This is a genomic window from Aurantimonas sp., from assembly GCF_964217435.1.
In the GTDB taxonomy this organism is placed as follows: domain Bacteria; phylum Pseudomonadota; class Alphaproteobacteria; order Rhizobiales; family Rhizobiaceae; genus Aurantimonas; species Aurantimonas coralicida.
Map to the genome: position 1 here is coordinate 156981 of NZ_CAXPJM010000002.1, position 26662 is coordinate 183642.

At 66.7% G+C, this 26662-nt stretch carries 20 protein-coding genes and 1 tRNA gene; 7 read left to right on the forward strand and 14 right to left on the reverse strand.

Annotation, left to right across the window (positions count from 1 at the left end):
* Positions 1-4: 4 nt before the first annotated feature.
* The 3 genes from gor to rpiA all read right to left on the reverse strand — a co-directional run bounded on the left by gor (position 5) and on the right by rpiA (position 2986).
* Positions 5-1405, reverse strand: coding sequence for a glutathione-disulfide reductase (gene gor, locus ACEQX1_RS00810; protein ID WP_370195574.1), 1401 nt, complete (start codon positions 1403-1405; stop codon positions 5-7).
* Positions 1406-1585: 180 nt separating this feature from the next.
* Positions 1586-2164: a DUF2059 domain-containing protein gene (locus ACEQX1_RS00815; RefSeq protein WP_228240917.1), complete on the reverse strand. Its 579-nt coding sequence runs from the start codon at positions 2162-2164 to the stop codon at positions 1586-1588.
* Positions 2165-2290: 126 nt separating this feature from the next.
* Positions 2291-2986 (reverse strand): ribose-5-phosphate isomerase RpiA, encoded by a 696-nt coding sequence (rpiA, locus tag ACEQX1_RS00820; RefSeq protein WP_187391699.1) that lies wholly within the window; start codon positions 2984-2986, stop codon positions 2291-2293.
* A gap of 172 nt (positions 2987-3158) precedes the next feature.
* Between rpiA and gph the strand changes: the two genes are divergently transcribed.
* Both gph and ACEQX1_RS00830 read left to right on the forward strand, forming a co-directional pair.
* The gene (gene gph / locus ACEQX1_RS00825) at positions 3159-3857 is read left to right on the forward strand and encodes a phosphoglycolate phosphatase (RefSeq protein WP_370195575.1); all 699 of its coding nucleotides are present in this window, start codon (positions 3159-3161) and stop codon (positions 3855-3857) included.
* Positions 3858-3928: 71 nt separating this feature from the next.
* Positions 3929-4003, forward strand: a tRNA-Val gene (locus ACEQX1_RS00830).
* Positions 4004-4112: 109 nt separating this feature from the next.
* Here ACEQX1_RS00830 and ACEQX1_RS00835 read toward each other — a convergent pair.
* Complete coding sequence (locus tag ACEQX1_RS00835) at positions 4113-5987, reverse strand: heavy metal translocating P-type ATPase (protein ID WP_370195576.1); 1875 nt, start codon at positions 5985-5987, stop codon at positions 4113-4115.
* Positions 5988-6270: 283 nt separating this feature from the next.
* A complete protein-coding gene (locus ACEQX1_RS00840; RefSeq protein ID WP_370195577.1) occupies positions 6271-7644 on the reverse strand; it encodes an NAD(P)H-dependent oxidoreductase in 1374 nt (457 codons plus the stop codon).
* Between the two features lie 339 nt (positions 7645-7983).
* Here ACEQX1_RS00840 and ACEQX1_RS00845 point away from each other — a divergent pair, with 339 nt between their 5' ends.
* The gene (locus ACEQX1_RS00845) at positions 7984-8859 is read left to right on the forward strand and encodes a LysR substrate-binding domain-containing protein (protein WP_370195578.1); all 876 of its coding nucleotides are present in this window, start codon (positions 7984-7986) and stop codon (positions 8857-8859) included.
* Positions 8860-8890: 31 nt separating this feature from the next.
* Here ACEQX1_RS00845 and ACEQX1_RS00850 read toward each other — a convergent pair whose 3' ends face one another.
* From ACEQX1_RS00850 to ACEQX1_RS00890, 9 genes are all read right to left on the reverse strand, one after another.
* Positions 8891-10264, reverse strand: coding sequence for an amidase (locus ACEQX1_RS00850; protein WP_370195579.1), 1374 nt, complete (start codon positions 10262-10264; stop codon positions 8891-8893).
* Positions 10264-10440 carry a hypothetical protein gene (locus ACEQX1_RS00855; protein ID WP_370196417.1) on the reverse strand — a complete coding sequence of 59 codons (177 nt, stop codon included), beginning with the start codon at positions 10438-10440 and terminating at the stop codon, positions 10264-10266. Before ACEQX1_RS00855 ends, ACEQX1_RS00850 begins: the two co-directional genes overlap by 1 nt.
* Positions 10441-10460: 20 nt before the next feature.
* A complete protein-coding gene (locus ACEQX1_RS00860) occupies positions 10461-11198 on the reverse strand; it encodes a DUF1028 domain-containing protein (protein WP_370195581.1) in 738 nt (245 codons plus the stop codon).
* 31 nt (positions 11199-11229) lie between these two features.
* Positions 11230-11961: an ABC transporter ATP-binding protein gene (locus ACEQX1_RS00865; protein ID WP_024350980.1), complete on the reverse strand. Its 732-nt coding sequence runs from the start codon at positions 11959-11961 to the stop codon at positions 11230-11232.
* On the reverse strand, positions 11958-13775 hold the full coding sequence (locus ACEQX1_RS00870; protein WP_370196418.1) for an ATP-binding cassette domain-containing protein: 1818 nt from the start codon (positions 13773-13775) through the stop codon (positions 11958-11960). The genes ACEQX1_RS00865 and ACEQX1_RS00870 overlap by 4 nt, the downstream gene beginning before the upstream one ends.
* The gene (locus tag ACEQX1_RS00875) at positions 13768-14604 is read right to left on the reverse strand and encodes a branched-chain amino acid ABC transporter permease (RefSeq protein ID WP_370195583.1); all 837 of its coding nucleotides are present in this window, start codon (positions 14602-14604) and stop codon (positions 13768-13770) included. Before ACEQX1_RS00875 ends, ACEQX1_RS00870 begins: the two co-directional genes overlap by 8 nt.
* 86 nt (positions 14605-14690) lie before the next feature.
* Complete coding sequence (locus ACEQX1_RS00880; RefSeq protein ID WP_370195584.1) at positions 14691-15842, reverse strand: substrate-binding protein; 1152 nt, start codon at positions 15840-15842, stop codon at positions 14691-14693.
* Between the two features lie 30 nt (positions 15843-15872).
* The gene (locus tag ACEQX1_RS00885) at positions 15873-16742 is read right to left on the reverse strand and encodes a nitrilase family protein (protein ID WP_370195585.1); all 870 of its coding nucleotides are present in this window, start codon (positions 16740-16742) and stop codon (positions 15873-15875) included.
* A gap of 250 nt (positions 16743-16992) precedes the next feature.
* Positions 16993-17574, reverse strand: coding sequence for a cupin domain-containing protein (locus ACEQX1_RS00890; protein ID WP_370196419.1), 582 nt, complete (start codon positions 17572-17574; stop codon positions 16993-16995).
* Between the two features lie 1342 nt (positions 17575-18916).
* Between ACEQX1_RS00890 and bcsA the strand changes: the two genes are divergently transcribed.
* From bcsA to ACEQX1_RS00910, 4 genes are all read left to right on the forward strand, one after another.
* Complete coding sequence (gene bcsA / locus ACEQX1_RS00895) at positions 18917-21076, forward strand: UDP-forming cellulose synthase catalytic subunit (RefSeq protein WP_370196420.1); 2160 nt, start codon at positions 18917-18919, stop codon at positions 21074-21076.
* 46 nt (positions 21077-21122) lie between these two features.
* Positions 21123-23420 carry a cellulose biosynthesis cyclic di-GMP-binding regulatory protein BcsB gene (locus ACEQX1_RS00900; protein ID WP_370195593.1) on the forward strand — a complete coding sequence of 766 codons (2298 nt, stop codon included), beginning with the start codon at positions 21123-21125 and terminating at the stop codon, positions 23418-23420.
* On the forward strand, positions 23417-24511 hold the full coding sequence (locus ACEQX1_RS00905; RefSeq protein WP_370196422.1) for a glycosyl hydrolase family 8: 1095 nt from the start codon (positions 23417-23419) through the stop codon (positions 24509-24511). The genes ACEQX1_RS00900 and ACEQX1_RS00905 overlap by 4 nt, the downstream gene beginning before the upstream one ends.
* Before the next feature lie 224 nt (positions 24512-24735).
* Entirely contained in the window at positions 24736-26616 is a 1881-nt protein-coding gene (locus tag ACEQX1_RS00910; protein ID WP_372521412.1) for a hypothetical protein, read from the forward strand.
* Positions 26617-26662 lie beyond the last annotated feature (46 nt).

The following is a 26662-nucleotide window of genomic DNA, read 5'->3' on the forward strand; positions in this document are numbered from 1 at the left end:
CGCCTCAGCCGGTGATCTTCTCGCCGCCGCGGACCCGGTAGCTCGGCTCGTACATGGTCACCAGTTCCTCGGCGGCCGTCGGATGCACCGCCATGGTCGCGTCGAACTGGTCCTTGGTCACGCCCGCCTTCAGCGCGATGCCGAGCGCCTGGCTGAGTTCGCCGGCATCGGCGCCGAGAACGTGGGCACCGACGACCTTGCGGGACGCCGCGTCGACGATCAGCTTCATCATCATCTTGCCGCTGCGGCCCGACAGCGTGTTCTTCATCGGCCGGAACGAGGTCCGGTAGATCTCGATCTCGTCATAGGTCTTGCAGGCCTCGGCCTCGGTGATCCCGACCGTGCCGATCTCGGGCTGCGAGAACACCGCCGTCGGGATCGTCGTATAGTCCGGCTTCGTCGGATTGTTGCGGAACGCCGTCTCGACGAAGCACATCGCCTCGTGGATCGCCACCGGGGTCAGCTGCACCCGATGGGTGACGTCGCCCAGGGCCCAGATGTTGTCGACACTGGTGCGCGAATAATCGTCGACGACGATGCCGCCGCGGGAATCGAGCTCGATGCCGGCCGCCTCGCAGCCGAGATTCTCGGTGTTCGCCTTGCGCCCGATGGCCAGCATCACCTGGTCCACCACGCGCACCTCGCCGCTGTCGCAGCGCGCCTCCATGCGGCCGTCGTCGAGCTGCTTCACCTCCACAAGGGTATCCTGGCAGATGACGTTGAGCCCCTTGTCGACCATCGCCTGGTGCAGTTCGTGGCGCAGATCGTCGTCGAAGCCGTTGAGGATTTCCTTGCCGCGATAGACCAGCGTCGTCTCGACATCGAGCCCGTGGAAGATGTTGGCGAATTCGACCGCGATGTAGCCGCCGCCGAGGATCAGGATCGACTTCGGCAGCTCCGTCAGATGGAAGGCTTCCTCGGAGGTGATGCAATGCTCGGCGCCGGGCAGGCCCGGATGCGGGTTCGGCCGGCCGCCCACGGCAATGAGGATCTGGTCGGCGGTGACGACGCGATCGTCGGCCAGAAGCCGGATCTCGTGCTGGCCCTCGAGCACGGCGCGGCTGTTGAAGATCTCTGCCCCGGTCCTGGCGACATTGGCCGCATAGAGGTTTTCCAGCCGTTCGATCTCGCGATCCTTGTTGGCCATCAGGGTCGGCCAGTCGAAGGAGCGTTCGCCGAAGGACCAGCCATAGCCGGCCGCATCCTCATGCGCCTCGGAGAATTGCGACGCGTAGACGAAGAGCTTCTTGGGCACGCAGCCGCGGATCACGCAGGTGCCGCCGAAGCGGTATTCCTCGGCGATGGCGACCCGCTTGCCGAGCATGGCCGCGCGCCGTGCGGCGCGTACGCCGCCCGAACCGCCGCCGATGACGAAGAGGTCGTAGTCGTAGCTGTTGCCGCTCACGCTGGCGCTCCCGCTGCTGTCGCCGCCGTCATCCGGACCGCCGTCGAAACGGTCGCGCTTGCGGCGCATCGTCGTCTGTCGCCAAAGCGTGCGGCGAGCGCCGCAGGATCGACGGACGTCATATCGGCACGATGACGGACGGCCGCTCCGGCCGAACCCGCCTTCAGTGCTGCCGCATCTTTACTGCGCGGCGTCTGCCGGCGTCATCGGCTCGATCGGCGCCTGGGCTTCGCCGTTCAACGGCGCGTCGCCGGCCGTGCCGTAGAGCTCGTTCATGCCCTGGAAGGCGCTTTCGCGCAGATCACGGACGATGCCGTTGCTCCAGACCTGCGCCGCCGCCATCATCTCGCGGGTGGCCGTCGGGCCCTGCGCCAGAAGCTTCTTGCCGGGCTCGGACTGGTAGAAATCGGCGATGGCGCGCAGCTCTTCCTCGGTGAACAGCTTGGCGTAGACGCGGGCGACCTCGTTCTCCAGCGCCGCCCGGCGCGACGCGAGCGCCAGCGCCCGGTCGTCGACCATGGCGGAGATCTTCTCTTCCATGTCGGGATTGTTCGGGATCAGCTCCGACTTGGTCTGCGTCGCCGCATTCATCAGGATATTGTCGAACTGGTCCGTCGCGTCGATGGCCTCGATCGTGTCGCGGGCCGCGGCGAGATGGGATTCGGTGTATTCCTGGGCGATGGCGTTGGCCGGCAGCACCAAAAGCAGCGCTGCGGCGGCTGCGATGCGGCCCTGGCGTGTCACTCGACTAAACATCATGAACGTCTGTCTCCGTTCGGTTCGCTCCGACGCTGGTCGGACGCGTTCGGCGCTTGAGTATTGGAACTGGCAGCATGCTGGCAAGGGGAAGCCGGTCGCAGGCACGGCGCGAAGCGCCCGCCATGCTCAGGCTTCGAGCGTTTCCAGCCCGTCGTCCCCGGCCAGGATCACGGTGTTCGCCATGCCGAGGAACAGGCCGTGCTCGACGACGCCAGGCACCGCGAACAATGCCTGCGAGAGGGCTTCTGGATCGCCAATGCGGCCAAAAGATGCGTCGAGAATCAGGTGGCCGTTGTCAGTGATGAAGGGCTCGTCGCCGCTGCGCCGCAGGATCATGTCGCCTTCCAGGCCGAGCCCGGCCGCCGCCTTGCGGATGGCCAGATAGGTGGCGATCATGCCGAAGCCGTTGATCTCGATCGGCAGCGGAAAGGCGCCCAGCGTCTCGACCTTCTTGGAGGCGTCTGCGATCACCAGGAAGCGCTCTGACGCGGCCGCGACGATCTTCTCGCGCAGGAGCGCCCCGCCCCCGCCCTTGATCAGCCGCAGCGAAGCGTCGACCTCGTCGGCGCCGTCGATGGTGAGATCGAGCTCGGGCACGGTCTCCAGCGTCTCGGTCGGCACGCCCAGTTCGGCGCACAAAGCCTCGGTGCGGTTGGAGGTCGTCACGCCGACGATCTTCATGCCGTCGCGGACGCGCTCGGCGAGCACCCGCACGAAGGCTTCGGCGGTCGAGCCGGTGCCGATCCCGAGGCGCATGCCGTCCTCGACATGGGCCAGCGCAGCCTCACCGGCCATGGTCTTCAGTGTCGCCGAATCCGTCATGGGCGTTCAATCCTCCGCTTGCGCCTTCGAAGCGTCTAGACGGTCCGGCCGGGACTGTCGATGTCACGCCCCGGCCAGTTCCCTGCCAGGCTTGACCTTGCGGACGCGGATTGCGAAGCAAACGCCGATCCGCGGCGCCAGCGCCGGTTCCCGTCACCCGCAAGGACAGATCATGACCGGCATCGCCGTCTTCGACCTCGACGGCACGCTCGTCGACACCGCCCCCGACCTCGCCGCGAGCCTCAATCATTGCCTCGCCGCCAGGGGCATGGCGCCGATGCCGCTCGACGTCGTGCGCCCGCATGCCGGCCATGGTGCCCAGGTGATGCTGCGCGAGGCCTATCGCCGCGACGGCCGCGACCTCGACGACGCCGAGATGCGCGATCAGGTGACGCGCTTCATCGCCTATTACCAGGACCATATCGCCGACCAGTCGCGACTGTTTCCCGGCGTCCTCGAATCGATGGACCGGCTGGAAGCCGCCGGCATGCGGCTGGCGGTCTGCACCAACAAATACGAGCGGCTTGCCGGCCTGCTCCTGAACGCGCTGGCCGTCGCCGATCGCTTCGCCGCGATCTGCGGCGCCGACACGTTTGCCCGGCGCAAGCCCGACCCGCTGCATCTCCGCGAGACGATCGCGCTGGCCGGCGGGCGGTCCGACCTGTCGGTGATGGTCGGCGACACGGTGACCGACATCGACACCGCGGTGGCCGCGGGCGTGCCCTCGGTGCTGGTGGATTTCGGCTATGCGCCGGACGCGGCGGCAAGAGCCCGCGCCAGCGTCATCATCGAGGATTATGCCAGCCTCGATATCGGCCTCGTGGAACGGCTCGTCGCCAATGCGGGCGAGGCAACGCGAACGAAGCCGTGAATGGCGGTTGACGCGGGCCACGAAGCGGCACTATATCGCGGCGTCCCCGACGCGGCTCGCCGCGCCGGCTGGGGCGCGTAGCTCAGCGGGAGAGCACCTCGTTCACACCGAGGGGGTCACAGGTTCAATCCCTGTCGCGCCCACCATCTATTTCCAGACAGATATCGACCCCGAAAGCCGGCCAGCCTTTCCGGGATCAGCCGCTGTAGATCCGCGGCCTGCGGCTGCACGACCGCATGGCGGATCCGTCGCCGGTCAGCCCGGGCGCAGGGCGCGCAGGGCGTTGAGGATGACGGCGACGTCGATCACCTCCTGCAGGAGTGCCCCCTGCACGGGCGGCAGATAGCCCGCGGCGGCGGCGAGCATGCCGAGACCCGACAGTCCCAGCCCGACGACGACGCTCTGCAGCGCGATGCGGCGCGAGCGGCGGGCGATCGCCATGGCGTCGGCCAGCCCGTCCAGATCGTCGCGCAGGAGGATGATGTCGGCCGCCTCCGCCGAGGCGGCGGCGCCCTCGACGCCCATCGCCACGCCGAGATCGGCCGCAACCAGCGCCGGCGCGTCGTTGATCCCGTCGCCGACCATCATCACCGAGCCGCCGGCCTTTTCGCGGCCGACCAGCGCGATCTTGTCCTGCGGCACGAGGTCGGCGGCGACGGCGTCGAGGCCGAGGTCCCCCGTCACGGCCAGCGCGACATCGCGGCGGTCCCCCGTGGCCAGGACGATCCGGCCGACGCCGAGGGACCGCATCCGGGCGAGCGTCGCACCGACACCGTCGCGCAGGCCGTCCTGCATAAGGATGAGACCGGCGAGCCGGCCCTCCACCACCAGCGCGACGATCAGCGCGCCAGCCGGCACCGCCGCATCGAGCGCCGCAAGTTCGTCCGGCGCCATCGCCGACGCGACGTGATGGCGTCCGCCGACACGCATGGCGCGGCCATCGATCGTGCCTTCCACGCCCTCGCCCGCCACTTCGCGCCCGTCCTGCGGCATGACGAGGGCGAGGTCCCGGCGATGCGCCTCGGCGACCAGCGCCCGTGCGATCGCATGCTGCGACAACTGGTCGAGGCTTGCGGCCAGACGCAGGATTTCCGCCTCATCCCAGCCCTTGGAAGCGACGATCCGGGTGACCTTGGCAATGCCGTGGGTCAGCGTGCCGGTCTTGTCGACGACGAGCGTGTCGATCCGGCCGAGGGTTTCCAGCGCGCCGCCGCCCTTGACCAGGACGCCTCTTCCGGCCGCACGGGACATGCCGGCGACGATGGCGACAGGGACCGCCAGGATCAGCGGACAGGGTGTCGCCACGACGAGGACCGCGACGGCGCGCACCGCGTCGCCCGACAGCCACCACGCGCCGAGCGAGAGGGCGATGGTCACCGCCATGAAGCCCAGCGCGTAGCGATCGGCGAGCCGGGCCATCGGAGCCTTGGCCCGCGCCGCCTCCTCCACCATGCGCACGATGCCGGCATAGGTGCTGCGCGCCGCCGATTCGCCCGCCACGAGATCGAAGGCGGCGCCGACATTGCTGGCGCCGCTCATCGCGGCCTCGCCGTCGCTGCGCGCGACCGGCAGCGATTCTCCCGTCAGCGCCGACTGGTCGAGCAGCGCCGCGCCGGAGACGGTTCCGTCCACCGGCAGCACGTCGCCGAGATGGATCAACAGCCGGTCGCCGGGCGCGATGGCGGCGATGGGCACGGTTTCCAGCGCGCCGTCGCGATAGCGCGTCGCATGTTTTGGCACGCGGTCGAGCAGCGCGGTCATCTCGCGGCCGGCGCGGCCTTCGGCAAACGCCTCCAGCGCCTGGCCGCCGGCATACATCAGCGCCACCACCGCGGCGGCCAGCGTCTCGCCGACAAGAAGCGCCGCAAGCATCGCCAGTGCCGCGACGATGTCGAGGCCGAAATTGCCCTGCCGCAGGCTGACGACGATCTCGCCGACGAGAATGACCAGAACCGGGATCACGCCGGCCGTCCACGCCAAGTCGGCGATGTCGGGCCGGCCGATGCCCCAGGCGAGCAGGCCGACCGCCAGCCCGGTCAGCGCGCAGACGATCGCCCCGACCCGCGCCAGACGCCGGACCAGCGCCCCGTTCGGAGCAGCGGCCTTACGCCCGTCCCTCGCCTCAGCCATACGCGCGCTTCATTCCGGTCTTCCCTGCGATAAGACGATGCGTCGAAACACAGAACCACATGACATGCGAAAAACGTAATGTTTTCGCTCTGCGCGAACGGACGGGCGTCCGAAGGTCGCGGGATGACCTACTGCTCTCGATCTGCCACCTCCTCGGGAGCTGAAGCGGCACGACCTCGTTGCCACGTGCGAACGCCGCCGCATGTTGCGGCGGCGCTCCGTCTGACGTCATTCGCCCCGGCGCGGCCAGCTGCCGGGCAGATGCGCGCCGGGTCTCGTTGGCTCAGGCCGCGGCGGCGCGTTGGGTGCGGGCGCGATCCTCCATCGTCCGGCGGATCGTCACGGCCTGGCTCTCGGTCGCCTCGACATCGTCCCAGCTCAGCATCTGCCCCTCGGCGACGGCGCGCTTCAGCGGCATGTTGTGCGCCAGGCCGATCGGCAGGCCGCCCATGGCCAGGGAATCCTCGGCGCGGGCGATCCGGCCCCAGACGGTGAAGCCGCCCTCGCCGTCGAGCACATCGCCGGGCTTCAGGGCCTTCTTGGCGACGGCCACGACATCGGAGACGAGCCCGTTGGTCCGGCCGGTCGGCTCGCCGCGGAGCGCCGCGTTGGCGACGCTGACGCCGAGCTCCAGCCCGATGAGATGGGAGGGCCGGAACAGGGTCGCATAGCGGCCGGAACTGTCGGTGACGACCTGATATTCGCGGAAGCAGCGGCGGACGTAGTCGGCGCCGCGGCCATCGTCCTCCATCGCCTCGAAGGTAATGTAGACGCCCCATCTCAGATCGCCGAAGACGTGCCGGCCGTCACGCTCCAGGCTGGAGATCACCTCCACCATGCCGGCCTGTTCGAGAATGCCGCCGTGAGAACGCGGCTTCAGGATCTCGGCTAGGTCATGGGTGCCGACGGGGGGAAACAGCAGCCCGTCGCGCGGCGCCAGGAGGCCCGACGCGTTGGAGATCGCCGCCATCTCGAGCGCCGATTTGGTGCCGTCCAGAAACGAGTTGAACATCTGCGGGTTCATGCCGCCCTTCGCCGCCTCCTCGGGCGTCAGGCCGTAATAGTCCCAGACCGTGTCCGGCGTCGAGGCGGCGTATTGCGGCAGGTATTTGGTGCCCTTGCCGGCCGCCACGACGCGGAAGCCGCAGGTGCGGGCCCAGTCGATCATCTCGCAGACCAGCGCCGGCTGGTCGCCATAGGCCATCGAATAGACCAGCCCGGCGCGGTCGAACTCCTCGACCAGATAGGCGCCGGCCAGAACGTCGGCCTCGACATTCACCATGACCATGTGGCGACCGTGCTCCGCCGCCAGCAAGGCGTGCCGGATGCCGGCCGACGGATGGCCGGTCGCGTCGATCACCACGTCGAGGCCGTCGGCGCGGATCAGCGCCTCGCCATCCTCGGTGATGCAGGTCCGGCCCGAAGCCAGCGCATCCTCGAAGCTGTGCGTCGTCGCCGCCTCGGCGTCCCAGCCGGTGTTGGTCAGCGCCGCCTTCGCGCGGTCGGCGGACAAGTCCGCGATGCCGTAGAGATGCATGCCGGGAATGTGCCGGACCTGCGACAGGAACATCGATCCGAACTTGCCCGCGCCGATCAGGCCGACGCGAATGGACTTGCCGGCAGTCTGACGTGCGAGAAGCTTTGTGTAGAGGTTCATGGCGAAGGGTCTCCCTAGAAAATGATGCTCAAACGGCCCGGACAGTTCCGCTGGATCGGTGATGCGGGATCCGGCGATGCCCACGCGGAGCGACCGCCGCCGATTGCTGGGCGCCGACGTCTCCCGCCGGCGTCCCGGCGTGGGCGCTCGTTTCGCATCGGTGCAGGGCCTCCCTCCCCGGCCTGATGCGTGTCTCCCCGATCGGCGGCGGGCCTTCGCCCGATCCGATCGCGCGTCCATCCTCCCGGACGCACGATGGCCTGACGTCTGGAATACTGGCCGAAGAAGAGACGAGGCAAACGACTTTCGCCGGCGCATTGATTAGAATATCTAAATCCGATGCCGATCCCGTTCCGTGCCATTCTCGCCTTTCACGCCACCGCCCGCGCCGGCAGCATGGTCGAGGCGAGCGACAGCATCGGCGTCACGCCCTCGGCGATCAGCCAGCAGATCCAGCTTCTGGAAGCCTATTTCGGCATGCGCCTGTTCTCGCGGACCGGCCGTGGCGTCATCCTGACGGAAGCGGGCGAACGCTACTTCGACCTGATCCGGCACGAGGTCGAGCGCGTCGCGAGCGTCACCGAACAGATGCGCGAGCGCCATTCCTACACGGTGCTGAACGTGCGCATCGCGCCGACCTTCGCCAACACCTGGGTGCTGCCGCGCCTGCCGGGCTTCATCACGGCGAACCCCGACATCGAACTGCATGTCGACGCCACGAACGAGCCGCCCGACTACAGCCGCGAGGCGATCGACCTGGAGATCCGCCACGGCTCGGGCGGCTGGCCGGGCCTCTACACCGAGTGTCTGCGGGACGAGGAAATGTCGGTCCTGTGCGCGCCGGGCTGTGCGTCGGCCGGCTCGCTCGAAATCGCCGATCTGGCCCGCTTCCGGCTGCTGCATTCGGTCAAGAACGTCGTGCAATGGTCGCACTGGTTCGATGCCCAGGGCGAGGCGCCGCCCAAGGGCCTGCAACGCGCCCTCTTCGACCGGGCGCACATGTCGATCGACATGGCGGTCGCCGGTATCGGGCTGGCGCTGGAATCGGACCTCACCGCCCAGCGCGAGATCGCGGACGGCCGGCTGGTTCGCCCCATGCGGCACGAAACGCGCGTGACACAACGCTCGCTCTGGCTGGTCTGCCCCCACCAGCACCTCAATCGCCGCAAGGTGCAACGCTTCGTCGAGTGGTTGAAAGCAACGCTCGCCGAGTAAGGCCCACGCGGCATGGTCAGGATGTTTCCGGTCAGGCCTCGAGCGTCCGTTCGACCGCCGCAGCAGCTCGCACGACGCTCGCCTCGTCTAAGGCCGCGCCGGCGATCTGGAAGCCGATGGGCAACCCGCCACTGTCGGTCCCGCAGGGCAGGCTGATTGCCGGCAGGCCGAGCAGGTTCCACGGATAGGTGAAGCGCCAGGAGGTCTCCAGCACGCTCTCGCGCCGGCCATCCAGCACCACCTCGCGCTGGCCGATCTCCCAGGCGGTGATCGGCATGGTCGGGCCGACCACCACGTCGACCCGATCAAACACCGTCTGGAACTTGCCGGCCAGGAGCCGGCGGTAGCGTTCCGCCTGGAGGTAGTCGGAGCCCGTCACCAGCCGACCCATCTCGACCAGCAGCCTGACGTCCTCGCTGTAGTCGTCGATGGCGCCGGAGGTCAGATGCGGGAGATGGTAGGCGGTCGAGGACGACAGTTCGATGGCGAAGATCGCGCCGAGGCCACAGGCGAGTTCCGGCACCTCGAATTCGACGATCTGTGCGCCGGCAGCGGCCAGGCGCTCGATCGTCGCCTCAACCGCGGCTGCGACTTCGCTGTCCAGAGCCTCGAAGAAATGGTTGCGGCAGACGCCGATGCGCAGCCCCTTGGGCGGCGCGGCCGCGAGCGACGCCAGATCGGTGGGCGGCTCGTTCGCCGATGCCGCGTCGTCTGGATCGTGCCCCGACATCACGTCGACGAGCAGCGCCGCATCGGCGACGTTGCGGGTGAGCGGGCCGGCATGGTCCAGCGACCAGCTGTGCGGCACGATGCCGGAGCGGCCGATCCGACCGAAGGTCGGCTTGAAGCCCACCGTTCCGCAGAGACTGGCCGGGATGCGGATGGAACCGCCGGTATCGGAGCCGGTCGCGGCGAGGCAGAACCCGGCGGCAACGGCAGCCCCCGACCCGCCGCTCGATCCGCCCGGTACCCGCCCCTCGTCATGGGGGTTGCGGGCCGGCGGGGTCTCCATGCCCCAGGCGAATTCGTGCATCCGCGTCTTGCCGATGAGGATCGCCCCGGCCTTGCGCAGCCGGGTGATGGCGGCGCCGTCCTCCTTCGGAAAGGCGATCTCGGCAGCCGTACCGGCCGTCGTCGGCATGTCGGCCGTCAGGTAATTGTCCTTGACCGCGATCGGGATGCCGTGGAGCGGGCCCAGTGCCCGACCGTCGCGCACGGCCAGTTCCGCCGACTTCGCCTGCTCCAGCGCGTCGCCGGCCAGATGGACGAAGGACTGGAGCGTGCCGTCGCGGGCGGAGATCCGATCGAGGCAGGCCCCGACGAGAGCCACCGGTGACAGCTTCGCGTCACGAATTGCCCTTGCCACCTCGCCGATCGGCGCATCGAAGGCGGTGTCGATGTCCATCAGGCGTTCTCCCCGCGGCGCAGGGGCCGGAACACGATGGCCGGGTGGGTCTCGCCCAGATCGAGACGGCGCAGCGCGGCGATCTGTTCGGCGATCGCGGTGTAAGCCGTCCGGACTTCCGCCACCCGATCGGCGCGGATCAGCGTCTCGGGATCGATCATGCGTTCGTCCTGCATCGGCTCTCTCCTCGTTCCGGTCACGGCTCGCGGCCGCCGCCGCCGCCCGGACGGTCCGGCGGTGATTTGAGCAGGAGGTCCATCACCTCCTGCGGGAAGGCGCTCGGCCGTTCGCGCCGCGGCATGCCGTCGACAAAGGGCAGGAGCTGGAGCTTGGCGATCTCGAAGGTCCGGCGTAGCCGCGCCACCGGATCGGCATCCTCATCGACGCGCAGGTCGAGCCGCGCATAGGCTTCGCCGGCATAGACCAGCAACGCTGCCGACTGCTTGCCGCGCTTGTCGCCGCCGGCTGCCTGAGCAGCTTCGAGGCAGCGCATCAGTCGTTCGCCGAGCGGCTCGTCCGCCGTTTCCCGGAAGCTAACTTCCATGGCGACGATGACTTCGGGGCTGGTCAGCATGTTGCCCTGCGCGGCATAATCCGTGCCGGTGGCCGCGGCATGGGCAGGCGTGCAGGCGTCTCCGGTCCAGGACGCGGAGCCGCCGGCCGCGTCGACGACGCCGACCTGCCTGAGATGCGCTTCCGGATCGGCCGCCATGGCTGCCGCGAGCGCGGCTTCGGCGCCCGCCCCTTCCCCGAGCGCGTCGAGAATGGCCGAGGCGAGATAGGGATTGACCCAGGACTGGGTCGTCACCGCGCCGAGGCCCGGCCTCACATAGGGGCACATCGACCCGACGGCCGGGACCGCAGAGGCCACCGCGACGCCCAGTTCGCCGGTCCGCGCGCATCGCGCAACGATGGAGAAGGTGTTGGCTTCCATGGCAGTGACGCAGCTCCCGTCTGGCTTGCCGCTAGATCCGCAGATGCTGTTCGAGCGTCGCGGCGGTGTCGGCGTGGGCCGCATCCCCCTGCTCGACGATCTCGCCGATCTTGAGGATCGCGTAGCGGTCGGCGACCGACAGGGCGAAGGGCAAGTTCTGCTCGACCAGGAGCACGGCGACGCCGTTCTTCTCCTTGGTCTGCCGCAGCACCTCAGCCATCTTGGTGACCATGGAGGGCTGCAAGCCTTCGGAGATCTCGTCGATGAGCATGATCTTCGGCCGGGCGACGAGGCCGCGCGACAATAGCAGCATCTTCTGTTCGCCGCCGCTCAGCGTGCCGGCGCGCTGGCGAAAGCGCCGGGCGATGACCGGGAAGGCTGCTTCCACGTCGCCCATCCGCTCGGCGAGCAGCCTGTCGCTTTCCACGCCGAGGCGGAGGTTTTCCTCCACGGTCAGGTCTTGGAAGATCGCGAATTCCTGCGGCGTATAGGCCACCGACTGGCGCGCGATCAGGTGCGGCGGACGGTTGGTGATCTCCTCCCCGCCGAGGCGAATGGTGCCACGCGACGCCCGCACATAGCCCATGATGGTCTTGAGCAGGGTCGACTTGCCCATGCCGTTCTTGCCGAGGATCACCAGGATCTCACCGGGGGCGATGCCGAAGCTGACGTCGCGCACCACGGTTGCCGCGCCGTAGCCGCTGCTGACATTCTCGACGGCAAGCCAGTTCTCGCGGGGCGTGAGGTTCTGTGCTGCGCTCATGCGGCGGTCTCCAGATTGTGGCCGGCATAGACCGCCTTGACGAGATCGGACGAGACGACCTCCTCGACGCTGCCGTCGAGCAGGAGCTTGCCCTGGTGGAGGACGACGATCCGGTTGGAGATTTCCCGGACGAAGTCGAGATCGTGCTCGATCAGGAAGACGCAGAGCCCGTATTCCTCGACAAGGCGGGTCAGGACGTGGCCGATGGCGGTGCGCTCGGACTTGGTCAGCCCGGCGGTCGGCTCGTCGAGCAGCAGGACGCGCGGCTCGGTGGCCAGCACCATGGCGAGTTCCAGACCACGCTTCATGCCGTGGGACAGATAGCGGGTCTCAAGGCCCAGCTGCTGGTCGAGCCCGGTTGCCCGCAGGATCTCCAGCGCCGGCTCCGGCAGCGTCACCCTCTGCCGCCGTACGAAGGCAGAGGCGCCGTCGATGCGGTAGCGGGCCAGCCGCAGGCAGTCACCCACCGTCAGGCTGTCGAACAGGCTGGTGTTCTGGAAGCTGCGACCGACGCCGAGCCCGACGATCTTCTGGGGCGAGCGGCGACCGATCTCGGTGCCAGCGACGGTCACCTCGCCGCTGGTGCGCTCGGTGCCGTTGCTGATGCAGCGCATCAGCGTCGTCTTGCCGGCGCCATTCGGGCCGACGATGCGCAGAAGCTGCCCTTCGCGCGCTTCCACCTCGATGCCGTCGAGGACGGTGAGGCTGCCATAGCGACACGTCAGGGCCGCGATGCGGATCGGCGCAACGGACGTTGCCGTGGGCCGCACGCCGGTTCCCTCGGCCGCGACCAGACGCACGCCGGTGGCGTGATGGCCCTCGCCTTCGGGGTTGGAGCGCGCGCGATACCGGCGCCAGGCACCGGTGACCAGCGAGGCGAAGCCGTTCGGCAGGAGAATGATGACCAGCACGAAGACGACGCCGACGATGAACTTCCACAGGAACGGCAGGCTGCCGGACAGATACGAGGACGTCACGTCGATGCCGATGGCACCGAGGATCGGACCGAGCAGCGTGCCGCGTCCGCCGAGCGCCACCCAGATCAGCGATTCCGTGCCGAGAAGGAAGCCGCCGAGTTCGGGCGCCACGACGTTGGTGAAGGCGGCATAGCCGAAGCCGGCGACCGCGCCGATCGCGCCGCATGCGACGAACAGGCCGATCTTGATGCGCGAGACCGGGATGCCGAGATAGGCGCAGCGGTCCTCGTTCTCGCGGATCGCCACGAGGATGCGGCCGTAGTCGGAGCGCACGAAGAGCCAGGCGACGGTGGCGACCGCCACCAGCAGGATGCCGGCGATCACGAACCAGGTGTCGATCGACCAGTAATAGGTCGGGAAGCCCGACAGGCCGCTGCTCGAGCCGGTGAACCGGCCGCCCGCGAAGATGATCTGGACGAGCACGATCGGCAGTGCCAGCGTCATGATCGAGGAATAGAGCGGCGAGGCGCCATGATAGAAGGACAGCAGCCCCACCAGCCAGGCGGTCACCGCCGCGGCGACGATGCCGATGACCAGCGCGAGCGCGAACCAGCCCGGACCGAAGCCCCAATGGGTGGCGACCAGTGCGCAGGCATAGGCGCCGATGCCGAAGAAGGCCGACTGGCCGAAGGTCAGGACGCCCGTATAGCCCCAGACGAGATCCACCGTCAGCGCCAGGACGCCGAGGAAGAGCGCCCGGATCAGGACGTTGGTCATGTAGGTGTCGAGATAGAGCGGTGCGGTCGCCACGATGACAAGTGCGACTGCGGCCCCGGCGAGCGTCGTCCAGATCTGGCGCGACGAGCGCTGCGACGCGTTCGGAATGTTGTCAGCCACGGGACAGTCCTTGGGGTTTGATACGCAGGATGACTGCGGCGAGGACGACAATGGTGATACCGCCGAGGATCGGGCTGACGAAGGTGCTGACCAGCACCTGAGCGCCGCCGAGGAACAGCGAGGCGAGCACCAGCCCGGGGATCGCGACCCCGGAGACCAGCACCAGCATGAAGGAATTGACCAGCCAGGGCAGACCCATGTTCGGGTCGACCGAGAGCAGCGGCGTGATCAGCGCGCCGGCGGCGCAGGCCAGCGCGGCACCGAGGCCGAAGGTCATCGCGCGCACCCGGACGCTGTCGATGCCGAGGCCGCGGGCAAGGTTCTCGTTCATGATCACGGCCCGGGCGTGAAGGCCGAAGCGGGTGAGATACAGAAGCGCGGTCAGAAGCCCGCCGATGATCACGGCGACGGCGACAAGGATCAGCCGCCAGGATGAATAGGTCGTGGCGAGGATATCGGTCGTGCCGGAGATCGGGCTGGCGGCGAACTGCACCTCGCGGCCGAAGATGAAGACGATGACCTGCGCGATGACGATGCCCAGCCCCCAGGTGGCGAGGATCGCGTCAAGCGGGCGCGAATAGAGCGGCCGCACGATCAGGCGCTCCACCACGACGCCGAGCAGGAAGCCGACGATGGCGGCGGCCGGAATGGTCAGCCATGGACTGAAGCCGGCATCGGTCACCACATGCGCGGCGTAGCCGCCGACGGTCAGGAAGGCGCCGTGGGCGAAATTGATCAGTTTCATCACGCCGAGGATGATCATGAGCCCGGCGGCCACGATGAACAGCATCGACGAGGTCGTCAGAATATCGAGAAAGAGCGTCGCCATCCGGTCTCCAGCGGCCTGTGCCTGTCGGGTGGAGATGGCCGGCGGACATCGCCCACCGGCCATCTCTCATGGTCTGGGTGGTCGGCTCAGAGGTTCGGGCACTGCTCGCCGGGATCGACATTGTCGAAGGTCTTGATGACCTCGACGCCGCCGGCATCGGTGACCTGGCCGAGATACATGGTCAGCGGCGTATGGTGCTGCTTGTTCATCTGGATCGCACCACGCGGGCCGGTGAAGGAGACCTCCGGCAGGGCGTCGACGATCGCCTGGGGCTCGACCGAGCCGGCCTTCTCGGCGGCGGCCTTGTAGAGATAGATCGCCTCGTACTGCGGCACGGACAGATCGTTAGGGGTCTTCAGCTCGTTGCCGAACTTCTTCTCCATGGCGGCCAGGAAGGTCTTGTTCTCCTCGCTGCCGATGCCGGTCAGATAGGACTGGGAGATGAAGATGCCGGCCGCGTCGGCGCCCATGTTCTTGGCGGTGCCCTCGTCGACGGCGAGGTTGCCGTAGGGGATCGAGACGCCCGAATTGCGCAGCTGCTTGGTCAGGGTGACGTTCGGCGCGCCACCGGCCGTCGAGGTGATCAGCGCATCGGGATTGCTCGACTTCAGATCGCTGATGATGGCGGTCCAGTCGGAGCCGTCCATCGGCAGATACTGCTCGCCGAGCACCTCACCACCCCGCTCGGTGATGTAGTCGCGGGTGAATTCCAGCATTCCGCGGCCGAAATTGTAGTCGCTGCCGATCAGGTAGAAGGTCTTGGCGCTGAGGTTGTCGACGAAGTGGTCGACGATCGGCTTGACCTGCTGCTCGGGCACCCAGGCATCGACGAACATCCAGGGGCTGCAGGACCGGCCCTCGTAGAAGGATGTGTAGATGAACGGCTTGCCGGCGCGGTTGACGATCGGCAGGCCGGCATTGCGGGCAGCGCTCGTCTCCATTGAGATCAGAACGTCGACGTCGTCCTGGAAGACCAGCGAGTCGAAAGCGCGCTGGGCGCCCTGGGCGCCGCTGCCGTCATCGGCCACGACCAGTTCGACCTGCCGGCCGAGAATGCCGCCTGCCGCGTTGATCTCCTCGACGGCGAGCTCGCTCGACTGGACGACGGAGGGCGCGACGACGCTGTTGGCGCCGCTGAGGCCGACGGGAATGCCGATCTGGATCGGCTCCTGCGCCGAGGCGCTGCAGGCCATGGCTCCCAGAAGCGCGACGCTTCCGGCTAGACTCTTGATGTTCATGACGTGTTTTCCCTGTTTGAGAGGCCTGTTTCAGTACCAGCCGGGCCGAACCGCCGTGCCCAGCATTTCCCCGTAAAGATCCGTCCGGCGATCGCGCATCACCTGGTTGAAGTCGTTCCAGTTGCGCTTCCTGCGGGACTGGGAGAGGTCGCAGATGGCGGTCACCAGTTCCGGCTCGCGCGCACTTGCGGGGCCGGCGACCGGCCAGCCATTGTGGTCGACGATGAGGCTCTGGCCGATGAAGGGCTGGCCACGCTCGGTGCCGACCCGGTCGCAGGCGGCAACCACCATGGAATTGCTGTGCGCCGCGCCCATGCACAGGACGTTCGCCATGGCCGGCATGCCGCCCGGCTGCTCGGCCATCGGCACCCAGTTGGTGGGCACGCAGACAATGTCGGCGCCCTGCAGCGCCAGGAGACGCCAGGCCTCGGGGAACCAGCCATCGTAGCAGATGAGCACGCCGATCCGCCCGAAGGGCGTATGGAAGACCGGAAAGCCCAGATCGCCGCGCTCGAAATAGAGGGCTTCGTCGGCCCACAGATGGTTCTTGCGATAGGTGCCGATGACCCCGTCGGGGCCGATGACGATCGCGCTGTTATAGAGCTTGACCCCGTCGTGCTCCAGGAAGCCGGCCACGATGTAGAGGCCGCGCTCGGCCGCCAGCGCCGCCCAGCGGGCGATGGAGCTACCGGTCGAGACCTCCTCAGCCAGGGCATAGGCTTCTTCGCGGCTTTCCAGGACATAGCCGGAATTGCACAGCTCCGGCAGGACGATCAGCCGGGAGCCGGAATCGGCGGCCTCACCGATCAACTTCAGGCTGGTCTCGACATTACGCTCGATCTCACCGATGCGCGGCTCGAACTGCGCACATGAGATCTGGATGCCTGCCGCCTGCGCCATGAACCTTCGCCCTCACCTTCGCGTTTGTGCCAACCCGCACCGGCCCTTGCCGGCATGCCACGAACAGCGGCGCGCCAAGGGCTGCGATGGGGAAAGCCTACCCGATCCGGGTGCGCGTTCAAGTGACTTGAACGGATTTCTGAAAGAAATTTAGGCGCGCACAATACGCAGGCAGCCTGCCGAATACGCGGGCAGAACCGGCCAGGGCGGCAGCGCCGTGGGCGCCGCGCACTACCGGCGAATGACGTGCTCAGAAAGTAGGCGGTGTGTTCACCCAGAGAACCCGCGCGACCGTGTCGCCGTCATTGCGATATTCGTGCGGACGCTCGGAGCGGAAGGCGAACGAGTCGCCAGGCGCGAGCACATGGGTGACGCCCTCGACGGTCAAGGTGAAGGTGCCTTCGAGCACGAAGCCGATTTCCTCGCCGACATGCGAGAAGGCGCCGTCGGTCGAACCGCCGGGATTGACGATGTGGATGTTGGCCTCGAGCACGTTGCGGGGCGCGGCGGGCGGGAGCCGCTCCAGCATGATGCCGGCGCCCCGGCGAGACTGGCCGACGCCGATGACCTGTCGCTCGCCGGCCCGATGGACGATCGCCGCGTCCTCGTCCTGCGGTTCGAACAGGAAGGCGATGTTGATTCCCAGCGCATCCACGAGCTTGCGCAGCATCGTCAGGGTGGGATTGACCCTGCCCGTCTCGACCTTGGACAGCATGCTTTCCGAACAGCCCACCGTCGCAGCAAGCTGCTTCAGCGAGAGATTGTGCAGGTTGCGCATGTGCCGGAGCTTGCGGCCGACATCCTGCGGCACCGAGTTACGCATCTGTTGCATCCGGCAAACAACCTCAACTTGGCGGACGGATCGCTCCAGCTACAACCGAACCCATCCATGGCTCGGGCCAGATAACCGCAAGTGGCATGCAACCGGAACCCCTCGTCGCCCTGCAAAGTGTGATGCGAGGATCGCTGCCGCGTGGCTCGACGCTCGGGGCGATGACGATCCTCTTTCTCGGACCGTCCGAAGTGTTGCAGGATACCGCAATCCTTTGCCGGGACAGGCGCGTGCGCAGCGCGAGCGACCTTGCGAACCGGATAAGGACCCTCTGTAGGTCCACGCGGCGCGCGCTGTGGCACATGCCGCTTCCTGTCCGCAGCCCGACCAGGCAGTGGCCACCACACTCCCAGCACTTGACGGCGAGATGCCCGCGTGGCGCGATCGAGCCCATCAAATGCGAGGTTCTCGATGAAGATGGTCGCCGTCGCTTGCTTGGCTACGCTCGGCTTCGCAACGAGCACGCAGGCGCAGCTCCTCAGCCCCCTGCGAATTGTGCAGTGGAGAACGCCGGTCAGCCCGTTTCAGCCGGACAGCGTCGGGTCGCTTCTTCGTCTGATGAGTCGGGGGGAAGCGTACGCACCGCCCTTGCCGCGCCATCTGGAGTTCCGCAACGACCTGGTTCGCATCACGACGGCATCGGGATCCGCATGGCATCTGATACCACTCAGCCCAGAGCCTTCTCATTGCGGCGGAGCCTGGTGCGGGATGGTGGATCAAGATGCGCGATAAGGCGTCGACGCCGCATTAAACCGCGTCCCGCGGGCGGAATACGTGCATGCCATCTGCCGCAAAGCTCACAGGAACTGATGGTCCCGCCGCCTATCGACATGGAATGTACGGCGGCACCTTGGGGAAAAAGCCATCGGCCCCTTTGGCCTTCACAGAATGCTCCTCGCGCACCAAGGCCATAGCGCCGTAGCCACGATTGCCGCACCCACACCAATCGAAGTGCTTCTCGCACAGCCCTCCGCGGCGAAATCCGTCTTCCACGATGGCTCGTAATGGTCGTTGGCGCGGCAGAGCCCGGCCGGACGCCATCACACCACCGTTCGCCGCTCATCCACACGCCTCAAGCGGAGGCAGTATGTGCAAATTATGCACAGCCGATGCCGAATAAATTCTCATTTTCCTCAGCGTAATAATGATATATCTCTGGATTAACCAGACATTAAATCAGGAGTTATCGAAGATTGACGCAAGGGGCCCCGCCCTGTCTAAACCTACATATTGATTTCGCGAGTTAATCCAGCACGCTCTCGCGCAAAAAGTAGTTGAGGTTTCGATGCTCAGAACTATCCTAGGTTGCATCTGGCTAATTTGCGCGTTGCTCTTCTTTATAATGGTTCAGCAACCTGTAAGCGTAGAAGCGCAATGGCTGATTGCAATTACCGCACTGGCCGTAGCTATTGGCATATACACACTTCGTCTGAGCGGTACATGGAAATATATATTCCTTGGCGCCGTCAGCCTTGTGGTTCTTCGATATGCGTACTGGCGCACGACATCGACCCTGCCCTCCGCGGACGATCTCACCAACTTCATCCCGGCCATCATCCTCTATGGCGCCGAGATGTATTGCCTGCTGATGCTGGCGATGAGCCTCTTCGTGTCTGCCGATCCGCTCGAACGCCCGCAGGCGCCGCAGTATCCGGACGAAGAGTTGCCCAGTGTCGACGTGTTTGTGCCCTCCTACAACGAGAGCTCCGACATCCTGTCGCTCACCTTGGCGGCTGCGAAATCCCTCGACTATCCGCAGGACAAGTTGCGCGTGTATCTGCTGGACGACGGCGGCACGGACGAGAAGCGACTGTCGTCGGATCACAAGACCGCGCTCGCAGCGCAGACGCGTCACGAAGAACTGCAGTATCTGTGCCGTGATCTCGGCGTCGGCTATCTGACCCGGCCCGCCAACGTTCACGCCAAAGCCGGCAATCTCAACAACGGACTGGCGCATTCGTCCGGTGCGCTGGTGGTCGTGTTCGATGCCGACCACGCACCTGCCCGGGAGTTCCTGCGCGAGACCGTCGGGTTCTTCAAGCGCGATCCCAGGCTGTTTCTCGTCCAGACGCCGCACTTCTTCTCCAATCCCGACCCGTTGGAGAAGAACCTGTCGACCTTCCGAACGATGCCGTCGGAGAACGAGATGTTCTACGGCACGATCCAGAAGGGCCTGGACAAGTGGAACGCCGCGTTCTTCTGCGGTTCGGCTGCGGTGCTGCGCCGCTCGGCTCTCGATCAGGTTGGCGGCTTCTCCGGCGTGTCCATCACTGAGGATTGCGAGACGGCGCTCGATCTCCATTCGCGCGGTTGGAACAGCCTGTATGTCGACCGGCCGATGGTCTCCGGGCTGCAGCCGGAGACCCTTGTCAGTTTCATCGGCCAGCGGTCGCGCTGGTGCCGGGGCATGATCCAGATCCTGCTGCTGAAGAACCCGGCATTCCGGTCCGGCCTGACCTTGGCACAGCGCATCTGCTACATGTCGAGCGGCATGTTCTGGTTCTTTCCGTTCGTCCGCCTCGTCTTCCTGGCCTCGCCGCTGCTCTTCATCCTGTTCGACATGAAGATCTTCGACGCCTCGGTGGACGAGTTCGTCGCCTACTCCCTCACCTACCTCTTCGCCGGCGAATTGCTGCGCAACTATCTCTACGGCCGCGTGCGCTGGCCCTGGGTGTCGGACCTCTACGAGTACATCCAGTCGGTTTATCTGGTGCGCGCCATCATGAGCGTGCTGATCAACCCGCGGCGCCCCACCTTCAACGTCACGGCGAAGGGACTGACGATGGACCGGGACCGCCTTTCGGACCTGTCCTGGCCCTACTTCGTGATCTTCGGCGCGCTCCTGCTCACCATGGGTGTTGCGATCTATCGCTATCAGACCGAGCCGGAAATCGGCGGCATGCTGCTGGTCGTCGGAACCTGGAACCTCATGAACCTGGTCGTCGCAGGCGCGGCGCTTGGGGTCGTTACCGAGCGGATGGAACGCCGGCAGGCGCCGCGGATGCCCAGTGCCCGCAAGGGCGAACTGGTCGTCGCGGGAGCAACGGTTCCGGTGGTGATCGAAGACGTATCGCTGGGCGGCGCCAAGGTCGCGGTGCTTGGCAGGCTCCCCGAAGCGATCGATCGCGAGGATGCTCGGCTCCTCGTCTGGACCCAGGACGGCACCCGCGAACTGGGCTCGCTGCCGGTGACCGTGAAAAGCTTCGGCGGTGGCGAGGACGGTCTGGGCCTGGGACTGCGGTTCCGCGCCGGCGTCACGCACTACCCGCTGATCGCCAACCTGATGCTGGCCGATCTCGGTCCGGTCCGTGCCGCCCGTCTGGCCCGGCGCAACCGCCGCGGCATCCTCGGGGGAAGCTTCGCCTTCATCGGCTGGAGTCTCGCCTACCCGCTGGGCGCGTTCCACCATCTCATCTTCGATCGCGATGCGAAGCAGCCGGCGTTGGAGGCGGACACCGCACCGGCCCCGGCGGCAGCCCGGCCGAACTCAGCCAACGCCTGAAGGTATCACCATCATGATTTTCTCCAGGACCCTCCTGTCGACCACCATGCTGGCGGTCGCCAGCCTCGCCCCGCTCGCGGCATCCGCCCAGCCTGCCAACCCTTTCGCGGCACCGGCGCCTGCCATCCCGGCCCCGCCCGCGGCGGTTACGGCTCCTGCCAATCCGGGCGTATCCGCAACCCTGCGCAGGTTCAACGCAGGTTCGGCCGAACTGGCCTTCGCCGGCGAGCGTGTGGAACGGGCCTACCCGTTCTACGTCACGGCAGCGGAAACCGCCCAGGCGGCACAACTCGTCCTGTCCTATCAGAGCGCCGTCTCGATCATGCCCGAGACATCGCGAATGGCCGTCTTCATCAACGACCTGCCAGTCGGGGAAACACAGCTCGGTCGCAGCGGCGAATTGTCGGTCGCCATTCCCGCGGGCGTCCTGCAGCCGGGCTATAACGGTATCCGCATCCTGGTCGACCAGCACCATCGCGTGGACTGCTCGATCGAGGGAACCTACGAATTGTGGACCCGGATTGCCCCGTCGCTCAGCGGCCTCGACTTCGGAACCCCCTATGTAGAGCTCTCCTCGCTCGCCGATCTGCCGGCCATCGCCCGTACCGGGACTGACCGGATGGCGATCAATCTCGTGCAGAGTGCCGGCCGGACGGCGGACCTCGACCGCGCGATGAGCGTCCTTCAGGCTACCGTACTCCTGGCTGGTATCGATCGTCCCGCCGTCACCGTTTCCGGCAGCGCCGGGAGCGGCCCCGGCCTCGACATCATCATCGGCACACCGCCGGGTGGCGTGCGGCCGGCCTCGACGCGTCCGGCCGTTCAGGTCGCCCCGGACGTATCCCTGATTGCCCCCGAGGCGGGCGGCAGGGCGACCCTGCTCGTCGGCTCGCAGATCACCGGTGACATCGACAGGACGATCGCCGCGCTTGTCGAGGAGGCACGGTCGAACGCGCCGATGGGAACGGCAGCGGGCCTGAGGTCGCTGTCCATTCCCCAGGGCCAGACTGTCTCGTCCAAGACATCCATCCCGCTTGTCGACCTGGGGCTCGATACGCGGGAATTCGCCGGCCGGGCCTACCGCTCCGAGATTGCCTTCGGCCTGCCCAGCGACTTCTACGCGGCAGACTACGACGCGGCACACATCACACTCGATGCCGCCTATGCTGCGGGCTTGTCGGAGGACGCCACGCTCATCGTCCGGGCAAACGGTCGCCAGGTGTCCTCACTGCCCCTAAGTTCGACCAGACAGGGACGCATCGAACAGCAGACGTTGAAGGTGCCGCTGAGCGCACTCCGACCGGGGCACAATCGCGTCACCTTCGAGGCGACGCTCCTGAGCGGCAGCGACGAAACCTGCGAACCCATCGCATCGATCAGCGATATGCCAGCCCGCTTCGTCATCGGCCCAGGCTCCGCCCTGCATCTGCCGCGCGTCGCGCAGATGGGTCACCTGCCCGATATGGCAGCCATGTCGGCAGGACGGAGCGTAGGCGGCGACGAGAGCGAGACGCTGACGATCTACTCCACCGGCCTGAATGCGCCGGGCCTGGACGCGGCGGCAACGCTTCTGGCGCAGATCGCCGCCTCGTCCGGAAGCGTCCAGCCGGTGAAGGTCTCGCGCGACGTACCGATGGTCGCCTCGGGTGATCTCCTGGCCGTCGGCACATATGCCGATCTCCCGCCTGCTCTACTGGATCAGGTCGGGCTGGCTGTCCCCTCGAGGCTCGGAGCGGAGGCGGAGACGGACGGCACGCAGGCGTCGCTGTCGCAGGAGGAAACGGGCGGAGCGGGGCTCGGCAACATCCGGATCGCCTCCTTTGCGGATGCCTTCGCTGCCCCCACCGACATCGCGTCCCGCATCGAGGAACTCGGCGGCTGGGTCGGTGGTCTCGTCAGTGCGCAGGCATCGAATTTTCTCGGCCTGGGCGAGAACGACGCCTTCACCAACGGTGGTGGTCACGTGCCGGAACCAGCCAGCAGGCTGGTCATGGCGCAGGCCGCCACGCCCGGTGATCGCCCCTATGCCTGGACGGTCGTCGCTGCAGCGGATGCCGCTACACTGACGGCCGGCGTCCAGACAATGGCTGCGGCAGCAAACTGGGCGCAGCTCGGTGGCGCCGTCACGGTCCTTCACGATGACGGCCAGGTGGTCTCCCACGACGCCAGCGAGGAGCGCCTCTACGAGACGCAACCGCGATCCTTCGGCAACCTGCGGCTGGTCTTCGCCGGCTGGCTGTCTCGCCATCTGCAGGCATATGTGCTGACGCTGATCCTTCTGGCCCTGATGCTCGGCATCTCAACGCGCCTGTTCCTGTCGCAGGTCGGAAACCGCGACCGATGAGATCGATCCTCACACTCTGTGCCCTGGCGTCGCTGGTCCCCGCCATGACCTATCCTCCGGCCGCGCACGCCAACCCCGTCACGGCGACGTCTGCCGCACCCGAGGTCCTGCCGGCCGACTATATCGTCGGGTCGTGGCAGCTCTATCGTAGCCTCTTCATGTCCGCCGAAGGGCGGATCATTGACCGTGAAAACGGCTCGATTAGCCACAGCGAAGGCCAGGGCTACGGCATGCTGATCGCCGTTGCCGCAGGCGATCGCCAGAGCTTCGATGCCCTGTGGGACTGGACCGAACGCGAACTGATGGTGCGGGACGATAATCTGGCGGCGTGGAAATGGGATCCGGCCGCCTCGCCCCACGTCACCGACCCCAACAACGCCACGGACGGGGACATCCTGATCGCTTGGGCGCTGCTGCGAGCCTGGAAACTCTGGGGCGTCAGGGATCATCTGCGCGAGGCCCGCGCCATCGTGGGTGACGTGGTGGCGCTTGCCACGACCGACAGTCGCTACGGCACGGTTCTGCTGCCTGGTGTCCAGGGGTTCACCGTCGAGGACAGCGCCGACGGGCCGGTCGTCAACATGTCCTACTGGGTCTTCCCCGCAATCGCGGAGCTCGGAGAGACAATGCCCGAATTCAAGGCGCTGAACCTCGCAGCGAGCGGCTTCGCGCTGCTGCATGCGATCGACGCCACACCTGAGAAGATCCCGTCCGACTGGACGGGGATCGGCGGTGAGGTTCCGCACCCGGCGGCGGCCTTCGCTCCGACCTTTGGCTACAACGCCGTCCGGATCCCGCTCTACATCGCCTGGCAGACGAACACCGAACCGCAACTGCTCGAAAGCCTTCAGCGGGCCTGGGGCGACGAAGGCCGCAGCGGTCTGGCGGTGCTCGACGTGACCACCGGGACGCCGATCGAGCCGATGGTCTCGCCGGGCTACGACGCAATCCTCGACGTCATCGCGTGCAGCCTGGGCCAGAGCAATTCGGCGCGTCGCGCCAAAGCGTTCGAGCCGTCAACCTATTATGCCAGCACGCTCCACATTCTCAGCCTGATGGCCCTCTCAGAAAGGTATTCCGAATGCTTCTGACGAGATCCCGCGGACTTGCGTCCGTCGCCTTTCTCACCGCCATGTTGGTCGCTCCCGTGTCGGCCGAATCCGATTCCGCGACCCCCGGGAGCCTGTCGTTCGGACTGTCTACGGGGGCCACCGCACCAGGCGCATCCGCTCCCGATAAGAATGCAGCGCCTCCCGTATCGAGCCGCAGTGGCGACATCTTGCGAACCTTCTATCCGCAGATTGACGCCGGTGCGGTGTCCCCTGCTCCAGCCGGCCTCGCCCCGACCGGCGTCGCACAGACCGCCGGCGCGGCTGCCGCCAATCCGTTCGCCATCCCTGCCCCGGTCACGACACCGGCAGCGGTGGCCGTCGCTCCAAATCCATTCGTCGTGCCCCCGGCAGCGACCACTGGCGCCCCCGCCGATGCGACGCATCGGAACCGTCCGGCTTTCTCCATCGACGGAGGCGCCGACGCCCAGACCGGATCGGGCGACAGGAGCGGGATCGACGAGAGTGCGCTGCGCTACTATGCGGAGCAACGCAATCTCGAGCGGGTCGGCGCCGAAATCCGACGCCTGAAGACGCTGTATCCGGCCTGGACCCCTCCCGCCGATTTGTTCGCTCCCAAGAGTGATGTCGACGAACAGCCGCTCTGGGATCTGTTCGCGGCCGGCCGCTTCGCTGAGGTGCGTAGCAGGATCGCGACCTACCAGGCACAGCATCCGACCTATCGACCGTCGGCGGATCTGGCGACCAAGCTCGACGATGCCGATGCCCGCCAACGGATCAAGGCATCTTTCGAGGCCGGTGACTGGTCATCGTCGCTCGCTGCCGCCCGGGAGCGTCCGTCGCTTCTGGTCTGTGCGGAAATGGATGTCCTGTGGCAGGTCGGAGAAGCCTTCGCCCGATCCGGCGATCTGGCTCGTGCCTTCGATCTCTACGGCTACGTTCTGACCACATGCGACAATCCCGGCGAACGCCTCGCCACGATGCAGAAGGCGGCCCTGCTGTTGCCGCAGAAGGGCGTCGACGCCCTGATCACCTTCGGCAGAACCTTGGCGAACGGATCGCGCGAGTTCGACGGCATTCGCTTCCAGAAGCTGCGTGCCGAGATCGGCGAAGAGATCGCCGCCGGACAGAAACGCTCGCGGGTCTCCGCGAACGACCTTCAGGCCTACGAGCGTTTCGCCAAGGCGACGCTGTCGGCCGAAGATGCCAGCCTCCTGGGCTGGTATCATTACAATCTCCAGCGGTTTGACATGGCGAAGGAGTGGTTCAGCCTCGCCTCCGACATTGAGCCCAACCCGAAGCATCTGGAGGGCTATGTCCTCTCGCTGCGCAATCTGGACGAACTCGATACGGCCGAAGATCTGGCTTATCGCGAGTACGAGGACTCGCCCGAACTGGCGAAAATCTACGTCGAGCTGGTGGCCGACAGGATGAACGATCCAGCGGTCGCGGCGGATCTGTCCGTTGCCGATCTCGGTCGCTTCCAGACCGTGGTCGAGGATACACGTTCGGCCCTCGGCGCCCAGACGCTGGGCTGGCACCTTCTGGAAGACGACAAGATCGACGAGGCCGGAACCTGGTTCGAGAAGTCGGTGGATTGGGACGTCACCGAAGAGGGCGTTCTCGGCCTCGCGGTCGTGGCCAGCCGGACCAAGAACAACGCCGGTCTGAAGCAGATCAAGGCCCGGTACGGCGACGAATTCGCCACGCTCGCCGAGATCGAGGAATACGCCCCTCCCGCCCGCGTCGTGTCGTACCGGCCGGGCAGGTCGGCTGCATCGCCGTCGCGCGGAACGCGGCGGGCACGGTCTGGCGGCGGCGGCGGCGGTGGCGACAAGCTGATGCGGCAGGCCAACCAGCAATTCCAGGCTGGCGACTACAATGGCGCCCTGGCGACCCTCAACAAGCGAGAGGCACGAAGCGGCAAGTCCTACGGCGCCGAAGTCCTGAAGGGCTGGGTCAACATCAAGCTCCGGCGCTGGGACGAGGCCGACCGCATCTTCCGGAACCAGGACAAGAAGCGCTCCACACGGGACACCCGCTTCGGCATCGGTGCAGTTGCGAACTCGAAATACGGGATGTGGCCGGAGAGCCAGAACAACTGCAAGGTCCGGTTCAAATGCTAGATCGTCGGGGGCCGGTCATTTTCCGGCAACGGCTCATATCCACCGA